The 15,989-nt window shown below is 63.8% G+C and carries 15 protein-coding genes and 1 tRNA gene; 6 read left to right on the forward strand and 10 right to left on the reverse strand.

What is annotated here, in order from left to right; translation table 11 throughout:
• Window positions 1–87: 87 nt before the first annotated feature.
• Window positions 88–1,488 carry a surface lipoprotein assembly modifier gene (locus tag BMI90_RS08330; protein ID WP_078528060.1) on the reverse strand — a complete coding sequence of 467 codons (1,401 nt, stop codon included), beginning with the start codon at window positions 1,486–1,488 and terminating at the stop codon, window positions 88–90.
• Window positions 1,489–1,604: 116 nt separating this feature from the next.
• The gene (locus BMI90_RS08335; protein ID WP_078528063.1) at window positions 1,605–1,796 is read right to left on the reverse strand and encodes a hypothetical protein; all 192 of its coding nucleotides are present in this window, start codon (window positions 1,794–1,796) and stop codon (window positions 1,605–1,607) included.
• 233 nt (window positions 1,797–2,029) lie between these two features.
• Here BMI90_RS08335 and BMI90_RS08340 point away from each other — a divergent pair, with 233 nt between their 5' ends.
• Window positions 2,030–2,782, forward strand: coding sequence for a Crp/Fnr family transcriptional regulator (locus tag BMI90_RS08340; protein WP_078528065.1), 753 nt, complete (start codon window positions 2,030–2,032; stop codon window positions 2,780–2,782).
• On the opposite strand, the gene BMI90_RS08345 is transcribed toward BMI90_RS08340, so the two are convergent.
• Together BMI90_RS08345 and BMI90_RS08350 are read right to left on the reverse strand one after the other, a co-directional pair.
• Window positions 2,779–3,510, reverse strand: coding sequence for a Crp/Fnr family transcriptional regulator (locus tag BMI90_RS08345; RefSeq protein WP_078528067.1), 732 nt, complete (start codon window positions 3,508–3,510; stop codon window positions 2,779–2,781). The genes BMI90_RS08340 and BMI90_RS08345 overlap by 4 nt on opposite strands.
• A gap of 288 nt (window positions 3,511–3,798) precedes the next feature.
• Window positions 3,799–4,275 carry a Hint domain-containing protein gene (locus BMI90_RS08350; RefSeq protein WP_168172742.1) on the reverse strand — a complete coding sequence of 159 codons (477 nt, stop codon included), beginning with the start codon at window positions 4,273–4,275 and terminating at the stop codon, window positions 3,799–3,801.
• Window positions 4,276–4,453: 178 nt separating this feature from the next.
• Here BMI90_RS08350 and BMI90_RS08355 point away from each other — a divergent pair.
• The 3 genes from BMI90_RS08355 (at window position 4,454) to tig (ending at window position 7,632) form a co-directional block, all read left to right on the forward strand.
• Window positions 4,454–4,537, forward strand: a tRNA-Leu gene (locus tag BMI90_RS08355).
• 123 nt (window positions 4,538–4,660) lie between these two features.
• On the forward strand, window positions 4,661–5,650 hold the full coding sequence (locus BMI90_RS08360) for a hypothetical protein (protein WP_078528071.1): 990 nt from the start codon (window positions 4,661–4,663) through the stop codon (window positions 5,648–5,650).
• Between the two features lie 653 nt (window positions 5,651–6,303).
• Window positions 6,304–7,632, forward strand: a complete 1,329-nt coding sequence (gene tig, locus BMI90_RS08365) for a trigger factor (protein WP_078528073.1) — start codon at window positions 6,304–6,306, stop codon at window positions 7,630–7,632.
• A gap of 128 nt (window positions 7,633–7,760) precedes the next feature.
• On the opposite strand, the gene BMI90_RS08370 is transcribed toward tig, so the two are convergent.
• From BMI90_RS08370 to rpsF, 5 genes are all read right to left on the reverse strand, one after another.
• Window positions 7,761–8,018 carry a hypothetical protein gene (locus BMI90_RS08370; protein WP_078528075.1) on the reverse strand — a complete coding sequence of 86 codons (258 nt, stop codon included), beginning with the start codon at window positions 8,016–8,018 and terminating at the stop codon, window positions 7,761–7,763.
• Between the two features lie 73 nt (window positions 8,019–8,091).
• Entirely contained in the window at window positions 8,092–9,399 is a 1,308-nt protein-coding gene (locus BMI90_RS08375) for a mechanosensitive ion channel domain-containing protein (RefSeq protein ID WP_078528076.1), read from the reverse strand.
• Window positions 9,400–9,548: 149 nt separating this feature from the next.
• The gene (gene rplI, locus BMI90_RS08380; RefSeq protein ID WP_078528078.1) at window positions 9,549–10,163 is read right to left on the reverse strand and encodes a 50S ribosomal protein L9; all 615 of its coding nucleotides are present in this window, start codon (window positions 10,161–10,163) and stop codon (window positions 9,549–9,551) included.
• A 12-nt stretch (window positions 10,164–10,175) separates the two neighbouring features.
• Window positions 10,176–10,400: a 30S ribosomal protein S18 gene (gene rpsR, locus BMI90_RS08385; RefSeq protein WP_038073027.1), complete on the reverse strand. Its 225-nt coding sequence runs from the start codon at window positions 10,398–10,400 to the stop codon at window positions 10,176–10,178.
• A 23-nt stretch (window positions 10,401–10,423) separates the two neighbouring features.
• Window positions 10,424–10,777 carry a 30S ribosomal protein S6 gene (rpsF, locus tag BMI90_RS08390; protein WP_078528080.1) on the reverse strand — a complete coding sequence of 118 codons (354 nt, stop codon included), beginning with the start codon at window positions 10,775–10,777 and terminating at the stop codon, window positions 10,424–10,426.
• 291 nt (window positions 10,778–11,068) lie between these two features.
• On the opposite strand from rpsF, the gene BMI90_RS08395 reads away from it, so the two are divergent.
• The gene (locus BMI90_RS08395; protein ID WP_078528082.1) at window positions 11,069–11,476 is read left to right on the forward strand and encodes a GFA family protein; all 408 of its coding nucleotides are present in this window, start codon (window positions 11,069–11,071) and stop codon (window positions 11,474–11,476) included.
• A gap of 9 nt (window positions 11,477–11,485) precedes the next feature.
• Here the strand turns inward: BMI90_RS08395 and BMI90_RS08400 are convergent, their stop codons facing one another.
• A complete protein-coding gene (locus BMI90_RS08400; RefSeq protein ID WP_246831513.1) occupies window positions 11,486–12,367 on the reverse strand; it encodes a DUF1223 domain-containing protein in 882 nt (293 codons plus the stop codon).
• 271 nt (window positions 12,368–12,638) lie between these two features.
• Between BMI90_RS08400 and acnA the strand changes: the two genes are divergently transcribed.
• Complete coding sequence (acnA, locus tag BMI90_RS08405) at window positions 12,639–15,389, forward strand: aconitate hydratase AcnA (protein WP_078528084.1); 2,751 nt, start codon at window positions 12,639–12,641, stop codon at window positions 15,387–15,389.
• Window positions 15,390–15,989 lie beyond the last annotated feature (600 nt).

Below are 15,989 nucleotides of genomic sequence, written 5' to 3' on the forward strand. Positions count from 1 at the left end.
TTGTCAATGACCCGCGCAAGCCTGTGTTCTGCGCGAAAAAGATCACATTTTCAGGAAGATCGCGCCGACGACAGCGCTCTGCCCCGATCAGAAGACCGAGCGCAGACCAAGCCGGATCGTGGTGTCGTAGCGCTCGTAGTAATCGACATTCGAATTCGTCTTCTCGGCCTCGATCCGCAGAGTCGGGGAAAAACCGTAATAGTCGAGTTTCGGGAAGCCGATGCGCAACGCGACCTGCCGCCGCCAGTCGCGCCGCGCGCCGGTCGCATAAAGCGAGGCATCATAGTCGCGCCGCTCGATCTGGAATCCCGCGCCAAGCGAGACCCGCCCTGCGATCGGGCGCCCCAGATCGTAGCTCACCCCGGCGATCATCGCGCGGTGGTCGATCTCGATCGAGTCCGAATTTGCCTTGCGCACGCCCAGTGACAGCCCGAGCCGGTCGCCCGACGGCAAGAGCCAGTCGCGCCGCGCCGCGAGCGCGAGGATCGTCGCGGTCTTGCGCCGGTCATCGAGCCGGATCTGACGCTCGCCAGTCACGGTCAGGGTCGTCACCGCACGCCGCGCATCCCCCCATTGCGCCGTCCCCGAAAGCCGCAGGTAATTGCTCAGATCCGCGCCGCCATACCAGTTCTTGCCGATCACCCCGTCGAGACGCACCCGCAGCGGATCGCGCGGCTTGTTGAGCGCCTGACCGAGAGACAGTTCCACGGCGCTGAAAGCGTAATCACTCCCCTTCGCGTCGGGCACAGTCCGCTTGGCCTTGTCCGAGAGCACGACCTGCTGGGTAAAGACCGTCAGCCCCGCCTGCGCGGGCAGATCACCGAAGCCCTTGAACCGGTAGCGCAGCCCCAGCTGTGCCGCAATCTCATAGCCCGAGAGCGCGCGCGCATCGGGATTCAGGATGAAGTCGATCCCGCCGATATCGACCTGATCGGCGAGACTTCCATTATTCACGTTCGAGGACGGACCGGCATTCAGATCAAAGCTGATTTCCCAAGGGGTCGCGGCCATCACCGCGCGCAGATCGCGCAGGCTGCGGGCCTTGAGAGTATCGTCGGGCGCCATCTGCACCGCGCGGCGCAACCAGAGCTGCGCAGTCATCGGATGGCCGAGATCATAGCTCGCCGCCGCCAGCTCGACCGCGCTGATGTAATGTTCGCGCGGGTCGCGCGAAGCCGCCTCCGCGCGTTCGGCCGCAGCCTTCGCCCCTGCCGCATCGCCTTGCGCCCGCAGCGCCCGCGAGAGCACGACAAGCGTGCCGACATCCTCGGGCCGGTTCTGCAAGATCGCGCGGGCCAACGCCTCGGCCCCGCGCCAGTCCTTCTGGCGCAACAGATCAAGGAGCTGCTGATCCTGGCGCGCCTCCACCGTTTGATCCTGCGCCAGAGCAGGAGACAGCGGCGCAAGCACCAGCATCCCGCCGAGCATCGCCCCCGCCAGGCTGCGGCCCAGCCATGCCAATGCTCTAGATCCGAAAGCCCCGCCCATCCCTGATCCTGCCTTGCCCCGTGCTCAGCCTAGCCCGTCTGCGCCATCGTGGAAAAGGCCCGCCTTGTCGCAGCGGACAAGACGGGCCCTGAATGCGTGCGTGACTGAGCGCCGTCTTAGCGGCTCGTCTGCTCGCGATCGCGCTCGTTGGTCGTCTCGTGGGTGCCCGAGGTGGAATCCGCCGTGTCCCCCGACGTTTCAGCCGCCATCGCGGCCTCGTCGGCCACATCGGAGCCCGCCGGCTGCTGCATCATGTCACAGCCCGCCAGCAGCCCCGTAACGCCAAGAATGATAAGAAGATTTTTCATGTGTCCCTCCATTGTTCGGAAGTAACGCTATCGGCGCGCCCCGATCCGATTCATTGATGCCCGTCAACGAGATGCGCGCTGACGAAGATATTTCTTGCTCCGGCGCGCGCGCCCAGATTGCACAGCTTGGCACTTCGCCGCAGACGTCGCCGGGCGCGCAATCTCCCGTTGGATTTTCGCCCCGCGCATTCTAGGCTAGCGCGAGTTGCGAACAGAATGGTGAAACGCGCCCCATGACAGAACATCAACGCCAAGTGACCTCCTCAGCTCTTGAGGGGCGGGCGGCCAATGGCAAGATGCAACGCCTTCTCGACGCATTGCCTGCTGATCTCCGCAACGACATGCTCGCCATTTGGGAGCGCGAGAAAGTCCCCGTCGGCCACATTCTGATCGAAGAGAACGCCGAGGCCGAGCGCATCGGCTTCGTGCTCGACGGGCTGCTCGCGATGGTCAAGACGCTGCCCGACGGGCGCCGCCACATCATCGGATTGCTCACTCCCGCGGATCTGTTCGGCCGCGCCTTCAACGGCAAATCCGGCTACCGGATCGAGGCGTTGACCGACGCCGAGTTGCTCACCTGCCCGCGCACGCCCTTCGAAGAGCTCCTGACCCGTTCGCCCGAAGCGGAACGGTTGTTCCTGCTCAACGTGCTCGACGAGTTGGATGCGGCGCGGGAATGGGTGATGGTTCTGGGCAGCGGCAAGGTGGTGCAACGGGTCGCGTCGCTCCTGTTGATCCTGTGCCGCCACAAGGTGCAGGGCGCCATCGCACCGCGCGCGCCGATCAACCTGCACATCCAGCTCAAACGGGTCGATATCGCCCATCTTCTGGGGACATCGCCGGAATCGCTGAGCCGGTCTTTCAAACAGCTCGAACGCGACGGGATCATCGCGATCAACACGCCCTACAATATGGATGTGCTCGATCTATGCGAACTGACCGAGGCTGCAGGCAACGCTCTGCTGATCGAGGATTTCGGCCTCTAGGCAGAGGCCAGCCCATCAAGCCCCTCGGCAAGCCGCTCGAAATCGATCAGACGGATCTTGCGCGGATTGATGATCTCGATCAGCCCTTCATCTTGGAACTGATGCAGCAACCGGCTCACCGTTTCTTGCGTCGTAGCGAGATAATCCGCGATGTCCTGACGCGGCAACTCGAGCGACAACACCCCAGTCCCGTCCTCGAGCGGGCGCCAGGGCAGCCAGTCACGCGCCAGCAGAAGGATCGCCCGCAGTCGGGCGTTTGACCCCAGCGCGCCCAACAGCCAGGTCAGGCGGCGGGTCTTCTCCAGCCAGATCTGCGACTGCTGGAACAGCGCGCGGCGCAATTCCGGTTCATCGAAGAGCAGCAGTTCGAACGTCTGCCGGTCGAAACGACACAGCCGCACCGGCGTCGCGGCCTCGACCTCGTAAACTCCGATCCCGCCGCGCGGCGGACCGATGCTCTCGCCCGGACGCGCCATTCCGAGAATCTGGCGCCGTCCCGCCATCGAATGGCTCTGCATCCGCAGGTAGCCGCTCTGCACGAGATGGAAATGCGAACATCCCCGCTCTGCATCGCAGACCCGCGCGTTTGCCGGAAGACTGACCGATTGCGCCAACGACCAGATACGGCCGAGCGCTGACTCTGAAAGGCTTCCGCAGACACCGCTGTCACGCCCCCGACACGCGGCACAGGCAAATGCAGCCTCCGCATTTCGCAAAGGTGCTGTCATGAATTTTCTCCGGGTTTTTCCCACAGGCAGGCGTGTTTTACCACGCAGCGCTCACCCCCTAAGCAACTGTCAAAAAATGGCAAGTTGGAGAGGCCCCTGTCAATCGCAAATGCAAATTAAGGGATACTAACGGGGTATTAACCTCGCAAGTCGCGTACTCACGCCTCGGTTTGATGCATTTTGCAAAACGCGAACGCAAAGCGCGAACGAGAGAGACCACTCCGGCTGTCCAAAGGTTAATGTCCGACAGAATCTCTCCGGGTTGAGGTCAGACCCGCCCGGCGGCCGTCAGACCTGCGCACTCTCCGCCGCAGCCGCGATTTCCACCCCATCGGCATAAATCACCTCGGGCACCTCGAACTCCAACCGGAAAAGCCGCGCGCGGCCGCGTCCGAGCGTGACATAGCGCCCGTCGACCATCGCTTGCGCAGGCACCAGCGCCTCACGCTTGCCGTAGATGACCTCGACCCGCCAATCACGCATCAAGAGCCGCGCCGCGGACCCGAGCAGAAGCGGCGCCCCGGGCCGGTCATGGCCGAGCGCGCCCGGCGCGACGCGGATCAGGCTCCCCGCGTAATCGCCCGAGACGACGCGCCGCAGCCGCCGCGCGCCTGCCCGCGTCACCACGCGATCGCCGGGTTCGAGAAATTCCACCGGAAGCGCGCCGTCGAGCGTATAGATGCGCGCACCTGCGGCAATTCCACCCGCCAGAAGGCTTCCCGGCGCTGCGTCGGGGTGGTCGATATCAAGAACTTGCCGGAGCACGGAAATACCGCCCTCCCGCCGCGGATCCTGCTCCATGGCGATACCTGCTCTGCCTACTGCACTTTCGGCGTCTGACGCGCCTTTTTTGAAAGGCTACCCCTGAAGGCGAGGTTAACACGAGCGAAAACGCGCAGCCCCCCTTCCGCAGCGCGCGGGCTGTTGCTATTACGCCCCGCATGCGGGTGTGGCGGAACTGGTAGACGCACCAGATTTAGGTTCTGGCGCCTTTGGCGTGGGGGTTCGAGTCCCTTCACCCGCACCAACTCCCCGATATTTAAGGTCAGCGCCGCTCGCGGTCTCGTGCGCACCGCACGACCTCCGGCCCCTTTCTTTTGCAAGGTTTTGTTTTATCATCGCTTTCGGGAAACGTACGTAGGGGAAAGCGATGACCGACCTTTCGAAGGGTCGGCGGTCGCCAGACAGGCCACAGCCGACGGATGACGACAACCTCCGCCTGACCGGATCGGCGCCCCCCCTTGGCATGGGCGCGAAGGGGCCCCTGCACGGGGTCGCGATGCGGCGCTGCGAGATCGCCAATCATCCGCAATTCTTCAGTGCAGAGAAACAGATCGCGGTGGTTTTGCTCGACGTGCAGACAGCGAACCCGCGTATGGCGCGCCTGCTGGCCTCCTACCGCAAATGGCTCGTGACCCATGCCTGTTTCGCGTTGAGCATGCGCGGGCGCTTCGCGCCGGGCGATATCGGCCTCACGCCCGGTCGTCTGCATGAGGTGCTGCGACCGCATGTGAAGGTCAACCGCAACACGCTCAGCCTCTATATGTCCGAACTCGCGGCCTATGGTTTCCTGAACTGGCTCGACGACCGGGAGGACGCGCGCTTGCACCCCGCCACGACGACCGAGCTGGCCGAGACCGGGATGCAGCTGTGGTGCCGGGGCCATCTGCGCTGCCTCGATCTTCTCGACGGCGGCAATCGCGATGAGGTCGCGGGCGAGGATACCGACATCCTGTTTCGCGCTCAGTCACGCATGCTCGAACTGATCCTGAACGATCACGAATGGCTCAACCCGCCCCCCTCGATGGCACATTTCCTGAGCTCGGATGTCGGCGGGCTGCTGCTCCATTACCTGATCTCCAAACTCACCACGCTCGAGGCCCCCGAAGGGCGGATCCTGCTCGAACCAATCAGCATCGCCGCGCTGGCCGAACGGTTCCTGATCTCGGTCTCCAATGTGAAACGCATGATCCACAAAGCCGAGCTCGACGGGCTGCTGGGATGGGAACATCCGCGACGCCGGGGCTGCCTTTGGGTCACGAGCGACTTCGTGAGGGATCATTTCCGCCGTCAGGCGGTGAAGTTCGAGATGGTTGATCGGGCCTTGCGCGAAACGGTCGCCGCGGATGCGGGCCGCTGACCGCGCCAAACCGCCGATCTGCCCGGAATTGGACGCTGCATCGCCCTCACGCTTTCCCTAATGTTACCCACGAGGGCATTGCGCATGGGTCAGGCGAAGACCGTACCATGCGCAATCGGGGGCAAGACATGTCGTGCAGCGCGAGACGAGACGCCGGACACCGTCATCCGGGCGGATCTCCCTCCGCCGCGGCGCGCGATGCGACCGCCTTGCCCAGCCCTTCGCGCGTCATCGGCCCGGCCGGTGACGCGACCGCATCTGGCGAGACCCGCGCCGCCCCCGCATCGGGGGCAGCCCTGTGCGCGCCGGATCCGGGTCATCGACGCCGCCTCGACCGGCACGACGCCTGAAAGGGGGTCCGCGTGGCTTGTGTGGGCAAGCCGGACCGGACGGTGCGTGCGGGTCTGGCGGCGTCGATGCCTCGCCCATTCGGGGCGTCGCCTTGCGCATCCGGAAACGCCGCGCGAGGCAGGCAAGCCGCAGCGAACGCCGCCTTCCCCCTCCACGCCGACCCGCGCGCGTCACATTCCCTTCGGGACGGGCCCGGCACACCCCGTTTTCGCCTTGCCACCAAGGCGCGCGCCCAATAGAAGGGCGGCTGAAATTGCGAACCCGGCCGCGATCCGCGCGGCGCATAAAGATAAGGACATCCCATGCAGGTCACCGAGACCCTCAACGACGGCCTCAAGCGCGGCTACGAGATCACCATCACCGCCAAGGAGCTCGACGACAAGGTCACCGCCAAGCTCCAGGAAGCGCAGCCCGAGATCGAGATGAAGGGCTTCCGCAAGGGCAAGGTGCCGATGGCGATGCTGCGCAAGCAGTTCGGCCCGCGCATCCTCGGCGAAGCCATGCAGGACGCCGTTGACGGCGCGATGAGCGACCATTTCGACAAGACCGGCGACCGCCCCGCGATGCAGCCGAAAATCGAGATGAAGGACGGCGAGAACTGGAAAGAGGGTGACGACGTGATCGTGACCGTCGAGTACGAAGCGCTGCCGGAAATCCCGGAAGTCGACCTCTCGGGCGTTTCGCTGGAGCGTCTGGTCGTGAAGGCCAACGAAGCCGAGGTCAACGAGGCACTCGACAGCCTCGCGGCCACCGCGAAGAACTTCGAAGCCAAGGACGGCAAGGCGGAGAACGGCGATCAGGTCGTGATCGATTTCGAAGGTTTCGTCGATGGCGAAGCGTTCGAAGGCGGCAAGGGCGAAGGCTACCCGCTCGAACTCGGCTCGGGCTCGTTCATCCCGGGCTTCGAGGATCAGCTCCTCGGCGCCAAGGCCGGTGACGATGTCGACGTGACCGTGACCTTCCCGACCGAATACGGTGCCGAGCACCTCGCGGGCAAGGAAGCGCTCTTCAAGTGCAAGGTGCACGAGGTGAAGACCGCGAAAGCCGCAGAGATCAATGACGATCTCGCCAAGCAGTTCGGCGCCGAGGATCTCGCCGCGCTGAAAGGCCAGATCGCCGAGCGCCTCGAAGCCGAATATGTCGGCGCGGCGCGTCAGGTGATGAAGCGCGGCCTGCTCGACCAGCTCGACGAGAAGGTCAAGTTCGACCTGCCGCCCTCGCTGGTGGAAGCCGAGGCCAAGCAGATCGCGCACCAGCTCTATCACGAAGAGCATCCCGAAGATCACGGCCATAACCACGGCGAAATCGAAACGACCGACGAGCACACCTCGCTCGCCGAGCGCCGCGTGCGCCTTGGCCTGCTGCTCGCCGAAATCGGCCGCAAGCAGGAAATCGAGGTCTCCGACGCCGAGATGACCCAGGCGGTGATGAACCAGGCACGTCAGTACCCGGGCCAGGAACGCGCCTTCTTCGAATTCGTGCAGCAGAACCCGCAGATGCAACAGCAGTTGCGCGCGCCGATCTTCGAAGACAAGGTCGTCGATTACATCGCGGGCGAAGCCAAGGTGACCGAGAAGGAAGTCACCAAGGAAGATCTGCAAAAAGAGATCGAGAAGCTCGACGAGGTCTGATCCCCGTCAGCGATCGCAATGATCGAAAGGCCGCTCCTTCGGGGGCGGCCTTTTTGCCATGCGCGATGCGCGGGTCAGGACCAAGAGGCAGAGGGTCGACGCGGCCACAGCGCCTTGGGGAATGCGCCTCAGGGTTTGGCGGTGATCATGTTCGTGGCCGCCGCGCCGATCTCGCGGCGCGCACCTTCGAATTTTGCGCCGATGCTATAGGCCGCGGTGCGCAGCGCCTCGGTGCCTTCCCGATCGCCCTTGATCACGGCCTGAAGCACTTCGCCCGCATCCGCCAGCCGCCCCTCGAAGGCGGCCGGGTTGTGCAGGTAGAGCAGACCAGCGGTGACCAACGCGGTGTGGGTCACCGCCCCGTGGATGATCGAAAACAGCTTCATCTTGCTTCTCCAGATCGGCTGAATGGCCAGTCTGGCGCGCAAAAACGGCGAATTTGAGGCTTGGCTTCCGGGCTCAGGCCTCCAGTGTCGGGGCAATCCCGGGCGTGCGCATCTCGATCACGCGGCGCGGATAGGGGATCTCGATCCCTTCGGCCTTGAGCGCGTTCCAGATCAGGAAGAGCACATCGGAAGTGTATTTGTTCGGCCCGTCATCAAGCCCGCTCACCCAGAACTCCACCGCGAAATCAATCCCACTCTCGCCAAAGCCGCGCAGTTCGCAATCGGGGGCCTGGGGTTCGGACAGCACCGCCGGGTGGGTCGAGACGGCGGCCTCGACGATCTCGGGCACGCGGTTGATATCGGTCTCGTAGCTGACCGAGAACGGTGCCTCGAGCCGGTTGGCCGAGCCCTGATCGGAATAGTTCACGACGCGGGTGGTGATGAAATGCTCGTTGGGCACAACGATCCACTTGCCGTCGAAAGTCTCGAGAATGATCGAGCGCATGGTCATCTTCACGATCGTGCCCTGCTCTCCGCCGTCGAGCTCGACGTAGTCACCCACCGTCGCCTGCCCTTCGAGCAGCAGAATGATACCCGAGATGAAGTTCGACGCGATCTGTTGCAGGCCCAGACCGATACCGACACCAAGCGCACCGCCGAGCACGGCAAGCGTCGTCAGGTCCACGCCCATCACGTTCATCAGGATCAGGAAGGCGGCACCGAAAATCGCGATCTCCGAAGCCTTGATCGCGAGGATGCGGGTGGCGGGGCGCAGCTCCTCCTGGTTCTCGAGGTAGCTTTGCGATCGCTCGTTGGACCAGCGGCCCAGCCAGAAGATCAGGCCGCCGAAGAGGCCGAACTTGATCGCCCAGAGCAGGCTGAAAGACAGGTTGCCCAGCGGCACCTTGACATTGGCAAGCGCCGCGCTGGCCGCGGGCAGAAGCCCCACGACATAGACCAGCGCGATCGGCAGCACGAGAAAGCGGCCGAAGGCGCGCAGGAACGGATCCTTGAGAACGTCGCGCACATAGGCACGCACGGCGAGGAACAGAAAGAGACGCTTGAGGAAGCCGACGATCCCGGCGGTGCCGAAGATCGATGTGAGAATGCTTTCGGCCAGAAGCGCGAGCGCCGCCGCGAGCAACGGCCAAAGCAACGGCATCAGGCGCAGGATCTGACGTCGCGCCGTCGCACGCAGCCCCTTGTCCCCTTCGGCCGGGGTCAGCCAGCTGCGCAGGCGCGGACGCAACAGCCGCGTGAAGAGCCCCGCGAGCACAAGCACCACCGCGATCGCCGCGATCTGCCCCCAGGCGGCGGGCGTCTGCGCCCAAGCCCAAGCCGTTTCCACATAGGGTTGGATGCGCTCGATCAACTCGTCCATGACTGCCCTCTTCTCCTCGCGCTTTCACCTAACGAAGGGCGCCCCCGCGAGGCAAGCGCCTTTGCGCGCACATGGAGCAGGACAAAGAAAAACCGCGCCCCGGGAGGCGCGGTTTCAAACTTTGGCAGTTCTGCCGGAGCGAGCTCCGATCAGGCCTTGTCGGCTTCGGCTTCCGGGGTCGCGACCGGGCCTTCGTCCTCGTCCGAGGCGGCGCCGCCGATATCGTCGAACAGTTCCGCGATCTCGAATTCGGCCGCGGCTTCTTCTTCCGCTGCCAGTTCCTGGATCGACTTGCCCGAGGCTTGCAGTTCGGCTTCTTCGGCCGAGCGCGCGACGTTCAGGTTGATCTCGCACATCACTTCGGGGTGCAGGTGCACTTCGACGGTGTGAAGGCCGAGGACCTTGATCGGCTGACGGATCACGACCTGCTTGCGGTCGATCGAGAAGCCCTCTTCGGTGGCGATCATCGCCGCGTCGCGGGTGGTGACCGAGCCGTAGAGGTTGCCGCCGTCGGATGCCGAACGGATCACGACGAACTGCTGGCCGTCGAGGCGCGATGCCAGCGCTTCGGCTTCCTGCTTGGTTTCGAGGTTGCGCGCTTCGAGCTGAGCCTTGCGCTCTTCAAAGCCCTTGATGTTGGCTTCGTTGGCACGCAGCGCCTTGCCTTGCGGCAGAAGGTAGTTGCGACCGTAGCCGTCCTTGACGGTGACCACGTCACCCATCTGGCCGAGCTTGGCCACGCGTTCGAGAAGGATCACTTCCATTGGTCGGTCTCCTTATTTCACGGCGTAGGGCAGCAGGGCGAGGAAGCGGGCGCGCTTGATCGCGCGGGCCAGTTCACGCTGCTTCTTCGCCGAAACGGCGGTGATGCGGGCGGGGACGATCTTGCCGCGCTCAGAGATGTAGCGCTGCAGAAGACGGGTGTCCTTGTAGTCGATTTTCGGCGCGTTCTCACCCGAGAACGGGCAGACCTTGCGACGACGGAAAAACGGTTTTGCCATGGGTACTACTCCTTAGCTCGGGATCAACGACGCTCACGGCGCTCGGAGCGCTCGTCGCGTTTCTGCATCTGGACCGAGGGGCCCTCTTCGTGGGCGTCGACCTTGATGGTCAGCACGCGCATCACGTCGTCATGCAGACGGGCCAGACGCTCCATTTCCTGCACGGCCGACGACGGGGCGTCGGTTTTCAGGAAGGCGTAGTGCCCCTTGCGGTTCTTGTTGATCTTGTAGGCCATGGTCTTCACGCCCCAGTATTCGGATTCGACGACTTTGCCGCCGTTGTCCGACAGGACCGTGGAGAAATGTTCGACAAGGCCTTCGGCCTGCGCGTTGGACAGATCCTGACGCGAGATGAGGACATGCTCGTAAAGCGGCATGCGAACTCCTGTTTTTTCAAGGCGGCTTCAAAGTTGGGCAAATGAGGCTTCCGCGACCCAACACGAGAGGCTCCGCCGGTTCATAGCAAACGCGGAAGATGCGGCCTTATACGGGATGCGCTCCGGGATGCAAGGAAAAATCCGCCGCGCGCCGCCTCCGCCGTCGCCCGCCTAAACGCGCTGCGCGGGCAGGTTTGATCTCACCGTGGATCCCCGTTATGCAAGGATCATCGCGCGGACGCAGGCAAAGCGATGATCTGCGTTCGACATCTTCGCACCGGAGACCCGCCGATGGAACATCTGGCCTCGGGAAGCTGCCTTTGCGGCGCCGTCAGGTTTCGCCTTTCGGGCACATTCGAGAGTTTCTTTCTCTGCCATTGCTCGCGATGCCGCAAAGATACCGGCTCGGCCCATGCGGCGAACCTGTTTTCCTCCGGCGCGTCGATCAACTGGCTCGCGGGGGACGACAAGGTGAAGACGTTCACCCTCCCCCATACACGCCACGCGAAGAGTTTCTGCACAGACTGCGGCTCTGCCCTCCCGACGGTTCAGATCGAGGGGCGCCTGCTCGTGGTGCCTGCGGGGTCTCTGGACAGCGAGCCCCCGCTCGCGCCGACGGCGCATATCTGCTGCGCGGATCGCGCGCGCTGGACCGACGGGATGGATGCCGCGCCGAAATTCGACGGTCTTCCTCGCTGAGCGAAGGGGTTAGTCGAGGCGCCCCGCCGCGAGGATCGGGCCAGGCAGCGGCATCGAATGACCTTCGCGCGCGGCCTGGACGATCAACACCGCCGGCGAATCTCCCTCAAGTTCGATCGAGAGCCTGGTCGGTGTCTTGCCATCCCAGTCGGCGACGGCGCGCCAGCTGGTGACGATATTGGAATAGATCACGGTGCGGCCCGCATTCTCGCCGCGCAGGATATCGACCGTCGCGCGCGGCTGGTAGCGCACGACCTGCACCACGGCGGGTTCGCCCGCACCATCGACCGGGCGCAGCGAGACCTCGTAGCGCCCGCCCTGCCCCGTAATCGTCAGATCGACCTGCGCGGCCTCTTCCACCTCGCGCGCGATCGCGGCGATCAGATCGTTGCGCTGCGGGCCCACGAGCGCCTCGCGCCCCTCGACGATCATCTGCGGCGTGTAGACGGTGCGCTCGCCCGCAGCCAGCGCATAGGCCTTCTGGCGGGCGGTGAATTCGGGCTTTCCGAAAGGATCCTTCCAGCCGAGATAATCCCAGTAATCGACATGCAGCGCGAGCGCGATCACGTCGGGGCGTTCCGCGATTTCCTCGAACAGCGCATCGGCCGGCGGGCAGGATGAACACCCCTGCGAGGTGAAGAGCTCGATCACGACCGGACCGCTTTTCGCCATCTCGGAAGACGCAGGCTGCGCCGCGGCCTCAGCGCCGGGCGCCATCGACTGGACCATCGCCTCGGAGACGCGCTGGCGCATGCCGGGCGGCGCGTCGGGAACGAGCGTCACACCCGTGCCGGGAACCACTTCCTCGGCCCGCAGGAAATCGGGCAAGCCGACGCTTCCCAGCGCTGCCGCCATGCCGATCCAGATCGCGGTAAAACTGCCTGCGCGCACCGTGCAACCTCTTCCAAACGTCCGCCTTTATACTTACCGTCGCGGCCGATACCATGACCAATCAAGGTTTTGAGAGATTTCTTGCCGTTTCCGCGCAAAAAGCGAAATTACGTGTAAAATCACGTCAGGCTTCCCCGCGGGAAGGACCGGCACGTGATTTTTTGTGTGCAACGGTATACAAAAATGCGTCCTCCCTCTTGAACGGATGGAAAGCTTCAGGCAAATACGGCGCCAGCGACACCCTTAGGACCCATGAAGGGAGGCCATTCTCATGCCCATCGTTACCGGTAAAGATACTGCCAAGACCCGCCGCGAACTCAGCGTCGGCGGCAAGAGCTATGCCTTTTACTCGATCCCCGCGGCCACCGAAGCAGGCCTCGGCGATTTCTCGAAGCTCCCCGCCTCGCTGAAGGTGGTGCTCGAGAACCTGCTGCGCTTCGAGGATAACGGCTTCACCGTTTCGGTGGACGACATCAAGGCCTTCGGCGAATGGGCCGAAAAGGGTGGCCAGAACCCGCGCGAAATCGCCTACCGCCCCGCCCGCGTGCTGATGCAGGACTTCACCGGCGTTCCGGCCGTGGTCGACCTCGCCGCGATGCGCGACGGCATCAAGGGCCTCGGCGGCGACGCCCAGAAGATCAACCCGCTGGTTCCCGTGGACCTCGTGATCGACCACTCGGTGATGATCGACGAGTTCGGCAACCCGCGCGCCTTCCAGATGAATGTGGATCGCGAATACGAGCGCAACATCGAGCGCTACAAGTTCCTCAAATGGGGCCAGACCGCGTTCGAGAACTTCCGCGTCGTTCCCCCGGGCACCGGCATCTGCCACCAGGTGAACCTCGAATATCTCGCCCAGACCGTCTGGACCGACCGCGATCAGGACGGTACCGAAGTCGCCTATCCCGACACGCTCGTGGGGACCGACAGCCACACCACCATGGTCAACGGCGCCGCCGTGCTCGGCTGGGGCGTGGGCGGCATCGAGGCTGAAGCCGGCATGCTCGGCCAGCCGATCTCGATGCTGATCCCGGAAGTCGTGGGCTTCAAGCTGACCGGCGAGATGGTCGAAGGCACCACCGGCACTGACCTCGTGCTGAAAGTCGTCGAAATGCTGCGCGCCCATGGCGTGGTCGGCAAATTCGTCGAATTCTACGGCCCCGGCCTCGACAAGCTGCCGCTGGCGCAGCGCGCGACCATCGCCAACATGGCGCCCGAATACGGCGCGACCTGCGGCTTCTTCCCGGTCGATGCCGAAACCCTGCGCTACCTCGAGCAGACCGGCCGCGACAAGGACCGCATCGCTCTGGTCGAAGCCTATGCCAAGGAAAACGGCATGTGGCGTGACGCGGACTATGCGCCGATCTACTCCTCGACGCTCGAACTCGACATGGGCACGATCGTCCCGGCGATCTCGGGCCCGAAGCGTCCGCAGGACTACCTGCCGCTGACCGGCGCCGCCGATGCGTTCTCCAAGGTCGTCGCGGATTACCGTGGCATCGACATCTCGGAAGCCGCCAAGGACATGGCCGACGAAGGCCCGGTCGCGACCAAGTCGGTCACCATCGGCAAGACCGCGAAGGTCGAAGGCGAGGATTACGAGCTGCGCGACGGTTCGGTCGTGATCGCCTCGATCACCTCGTGCACCAACACCTCGAACCCCTATGTGCTGATCGGCGCGGGTCTCGTGGCGCGCAAGGCGCGTGAACTGGGCCTGACCCGCAAGCCGTGGGTGAAAACCTCGCTCGCACCGGGCTCGCAGGTCGTTTCGGAATACCTGGAAGCCGCCGGCCTTCAGGAAGATCTCGACGCGGTCGGCTTCAACCTCGTGGGCTATGGCTGCACCACCTGCATCGGCAACTCGGGCCCGCTCCAGCCCGAGATCTCGAAGGCGATCAACGAGAACGACCTGATCGCGACCTCGGTGCTCTCGGGCAACCGCAACTTCGAAGGCCGGATCTCGCCGGACGTGCGCGCCAACTATCTCGCCTCGCCGCCGCTCGTCGTGGCCTATGCGATCGCGGGCGACATGAATATCGACCTGAGCTCCGAGCCGCTGACCCACACGGAAGACGGCAAGCCGGTCTATCTCAAGGACATCTGGCCGACCGACAAGGAGATCGCCGATCTCGTCGAGAAGGTCGTGACCCGCGAGAAGTTCCAGTCGAAATATGCCGACGTGTTCAAGGGCGACGAGAAGTGGCAGGGTGTCGAGGTTTCGGGTGGCGAAACCTATGACTGGCCGCCGACCTCGACCTACATCCAGAACCCGCCCTACTTCCAGGGCATGTCGCCGGAGGCCGGTGAGATCTCGAACATCAAGGGCGCGGGCATCCTCGCCGTGCTGGGCGATTTCGTTACCACCGACCACATCTCGCCCGCGGGTTCGTTCAAGCCCGATACCCCGGCCGGGAAATACCTGGTCGAGCATCAGGTCGCTCCGAAGGACTTCAACAGCTACGGTTCGCGCCGCGGCAACCACGAAGTCATGATGCGCGGCACCTTCGCCAACATCCGCATCAAGAACGAGATGCTCGATGGCGTCGAGGGCGGCTTCACCAAGGGCCCCGATGGCAAGCAGACCTCGATCTACGACGCCGCGATGGCCTATGCCAAGGAAGGCAAGCCGCTGGTGATCTTCGGCGGCGAGCAATACGGCGCTGGCTCCTCGCGTGACTGGGCCGCGAAGGGCACCAACCTGCTCGGCGTGAAGGCCGTGATCGCGGAAAGCTTCGAGCGCATCCACCGCTCGAACCTCGTCGGCATGGGCGTCATCCCCTTCGAATTCACCGAAGGCATGACCCGCAAGGATCTGAACCTCACCGGTGAGGAAGAGGTCTCGATCGAGGGTCTGGAAGGCGATATCAAGCCGCAGTCGATCGTGCCCTGCACCATCACCTACAAGGATGGTTCGACCAAGGTCATCAATCTCAAGAGCCGCATCGATACCGCGGTCGAGATCGAATACCTGCGCAATGGCGGCGTGCTGCACTACGTGCTGCGCAACCTCGCCAAGGCCTGAGGCTGACGGTTACGAGATTGGAGAAGGCCCCGCGATTGCGGGGCCTTTTTCGTATCGGCAGATATCGCCGGACGGCGGATGCCGTCGGGGGGCTCTCCGAGGGGCAAGGGCGGGATTGAGGCCAGATTGACCGATGCTGCAGGTTCCTCGAATGTCCGGTGTCCCGATAGCTAAAACGTTCGAGACCTTGCACGTGGGGCGCTACATGGATCACATTCAGGCAGCCTTTAGTGCGAGGAAAGTTGATGACCTATGGCGATTTCGGTGAACCTGAGATTCCTCACGACCTCTTTGAATGTGCACTGTTTCTAAGAAACAATATCATTGACCTCACAACCCAAGGGGGGTCGGAGGCCGAGTACAAATTAGCCAGAAGAAGGCTACTGGAAGACCCGGCAAGCAAGCGACTTCTGCCGAGCTTTGTGCGCTTCTCAAACAATGCCGCTTCTGTGCAGTCAGCATTATCGAGCGTTGCAAGTGGTTCAGGTTCTTGGGCCATGCGCCGGGGCCACGTCACTGACGCTGATCCGCACCCCAGAGCTCTACCGCCCTTAGGCAGAGTTTCCCGGCTTTGCTCAGGGTGACGGGCTGGTGACGCCC

The sequence above is a fragment of the Thioclava sp. L04-15 genome (genome assembly GCF_002020275.1).
Lineage (GTDB): Bacteria > Pseudomonadota > Alphaproteobacteria > Rhodobacterales > Rhodobacteraceae > Thioclava > Thioclava marina.

Coding starts and splice junctions, on each gene's coding strand:
- BMI90_RS08330 (WP_078528060.1), bottom strand. CDS start 1,488: ATGGGCGGGGCTTTCGGATCTAGAGCATTGGCATGGCTGGGCCGCAGC.
- BMI90_RS08335 (WP_078528063.1), bottom strand. CDS start 1,796: ATGAAAAATCTTCTTATCATTCTTGGCGTTACGGGGCTGCTGGCGGGC.
- BMI90_RS08340 (WP_078528065.1), top strand. CDS start 2,030: ATGACAGAACATCAACGCCAAGTGACCTCCTCAGCTCTTGAGGGGCGG.
- BMI90_RS08345 (WP_078528067.1), bottom strand. CDS start 3,510: ATGACAGCACCTTTGCGAAATGCGGAGGCTGCATTTGCCTGTGCCGCG.
- BMI90_RS08360 (WP_078528071.1), top strand. CDS start 4,661: ATGACCGACCTTTCGAAGGGTCGGCGGTCGCCAGACAGGCCACAGCCG.
- tig (WP_078528073.1), top strand. CDS start 6,304: ATGCAGGTCACCGAGACCCTCAACGACGGCCTCAAGCGCGGCTACGAG.
- BMI90_RS08370 (WP_078528075.1), bottom strand. CDS start 8,018: ATGAAGCTGTTTTCGATCATCCACGGGGCGGTGACCCACACCGCGTTG.
- BMI90_RS08375 (WP_078528076.1), bottom strand. CDS start 9,399: ATGGACGAGTTGATCGAGCGCATCCAACCCTATGTGGAAACGGCTTGG.
- rplI (WP_078528078.1), bottom strand. CDS start 10,163: ATGGAAGTGATCCTTCTCGAACGCGTGGCCAAGCTCGGCCAGATGGGT.
- rpsR (WP_038073027.1), bottom strand. CDS start 10,400: ATGGCAAAACCGTTTTTCCGTCGTCGCAAGGTCTGCCCGTTCTCGGGT.
- rpsF (WP_078528080.1), bottom strand. CDS start 10,777: ATGCCGCTTTACGAGCATGTCCTCATCTCGCGTCAGGATCTGTCCAAC.
- BMI90_RS08395 (WP_078528082.1), top strand. CDS start 11,069: ATGGAACATCTGGCCTCGGGAAGCTGCCTTTGCGGCGCCGTCAGGTTT.
- acnA (WP_078528084.1), top strand. CDS start 12,639: ATGCCCATCGTTACCGGTAAAGATACTGCCAAGACCCGCCGCGAACTC.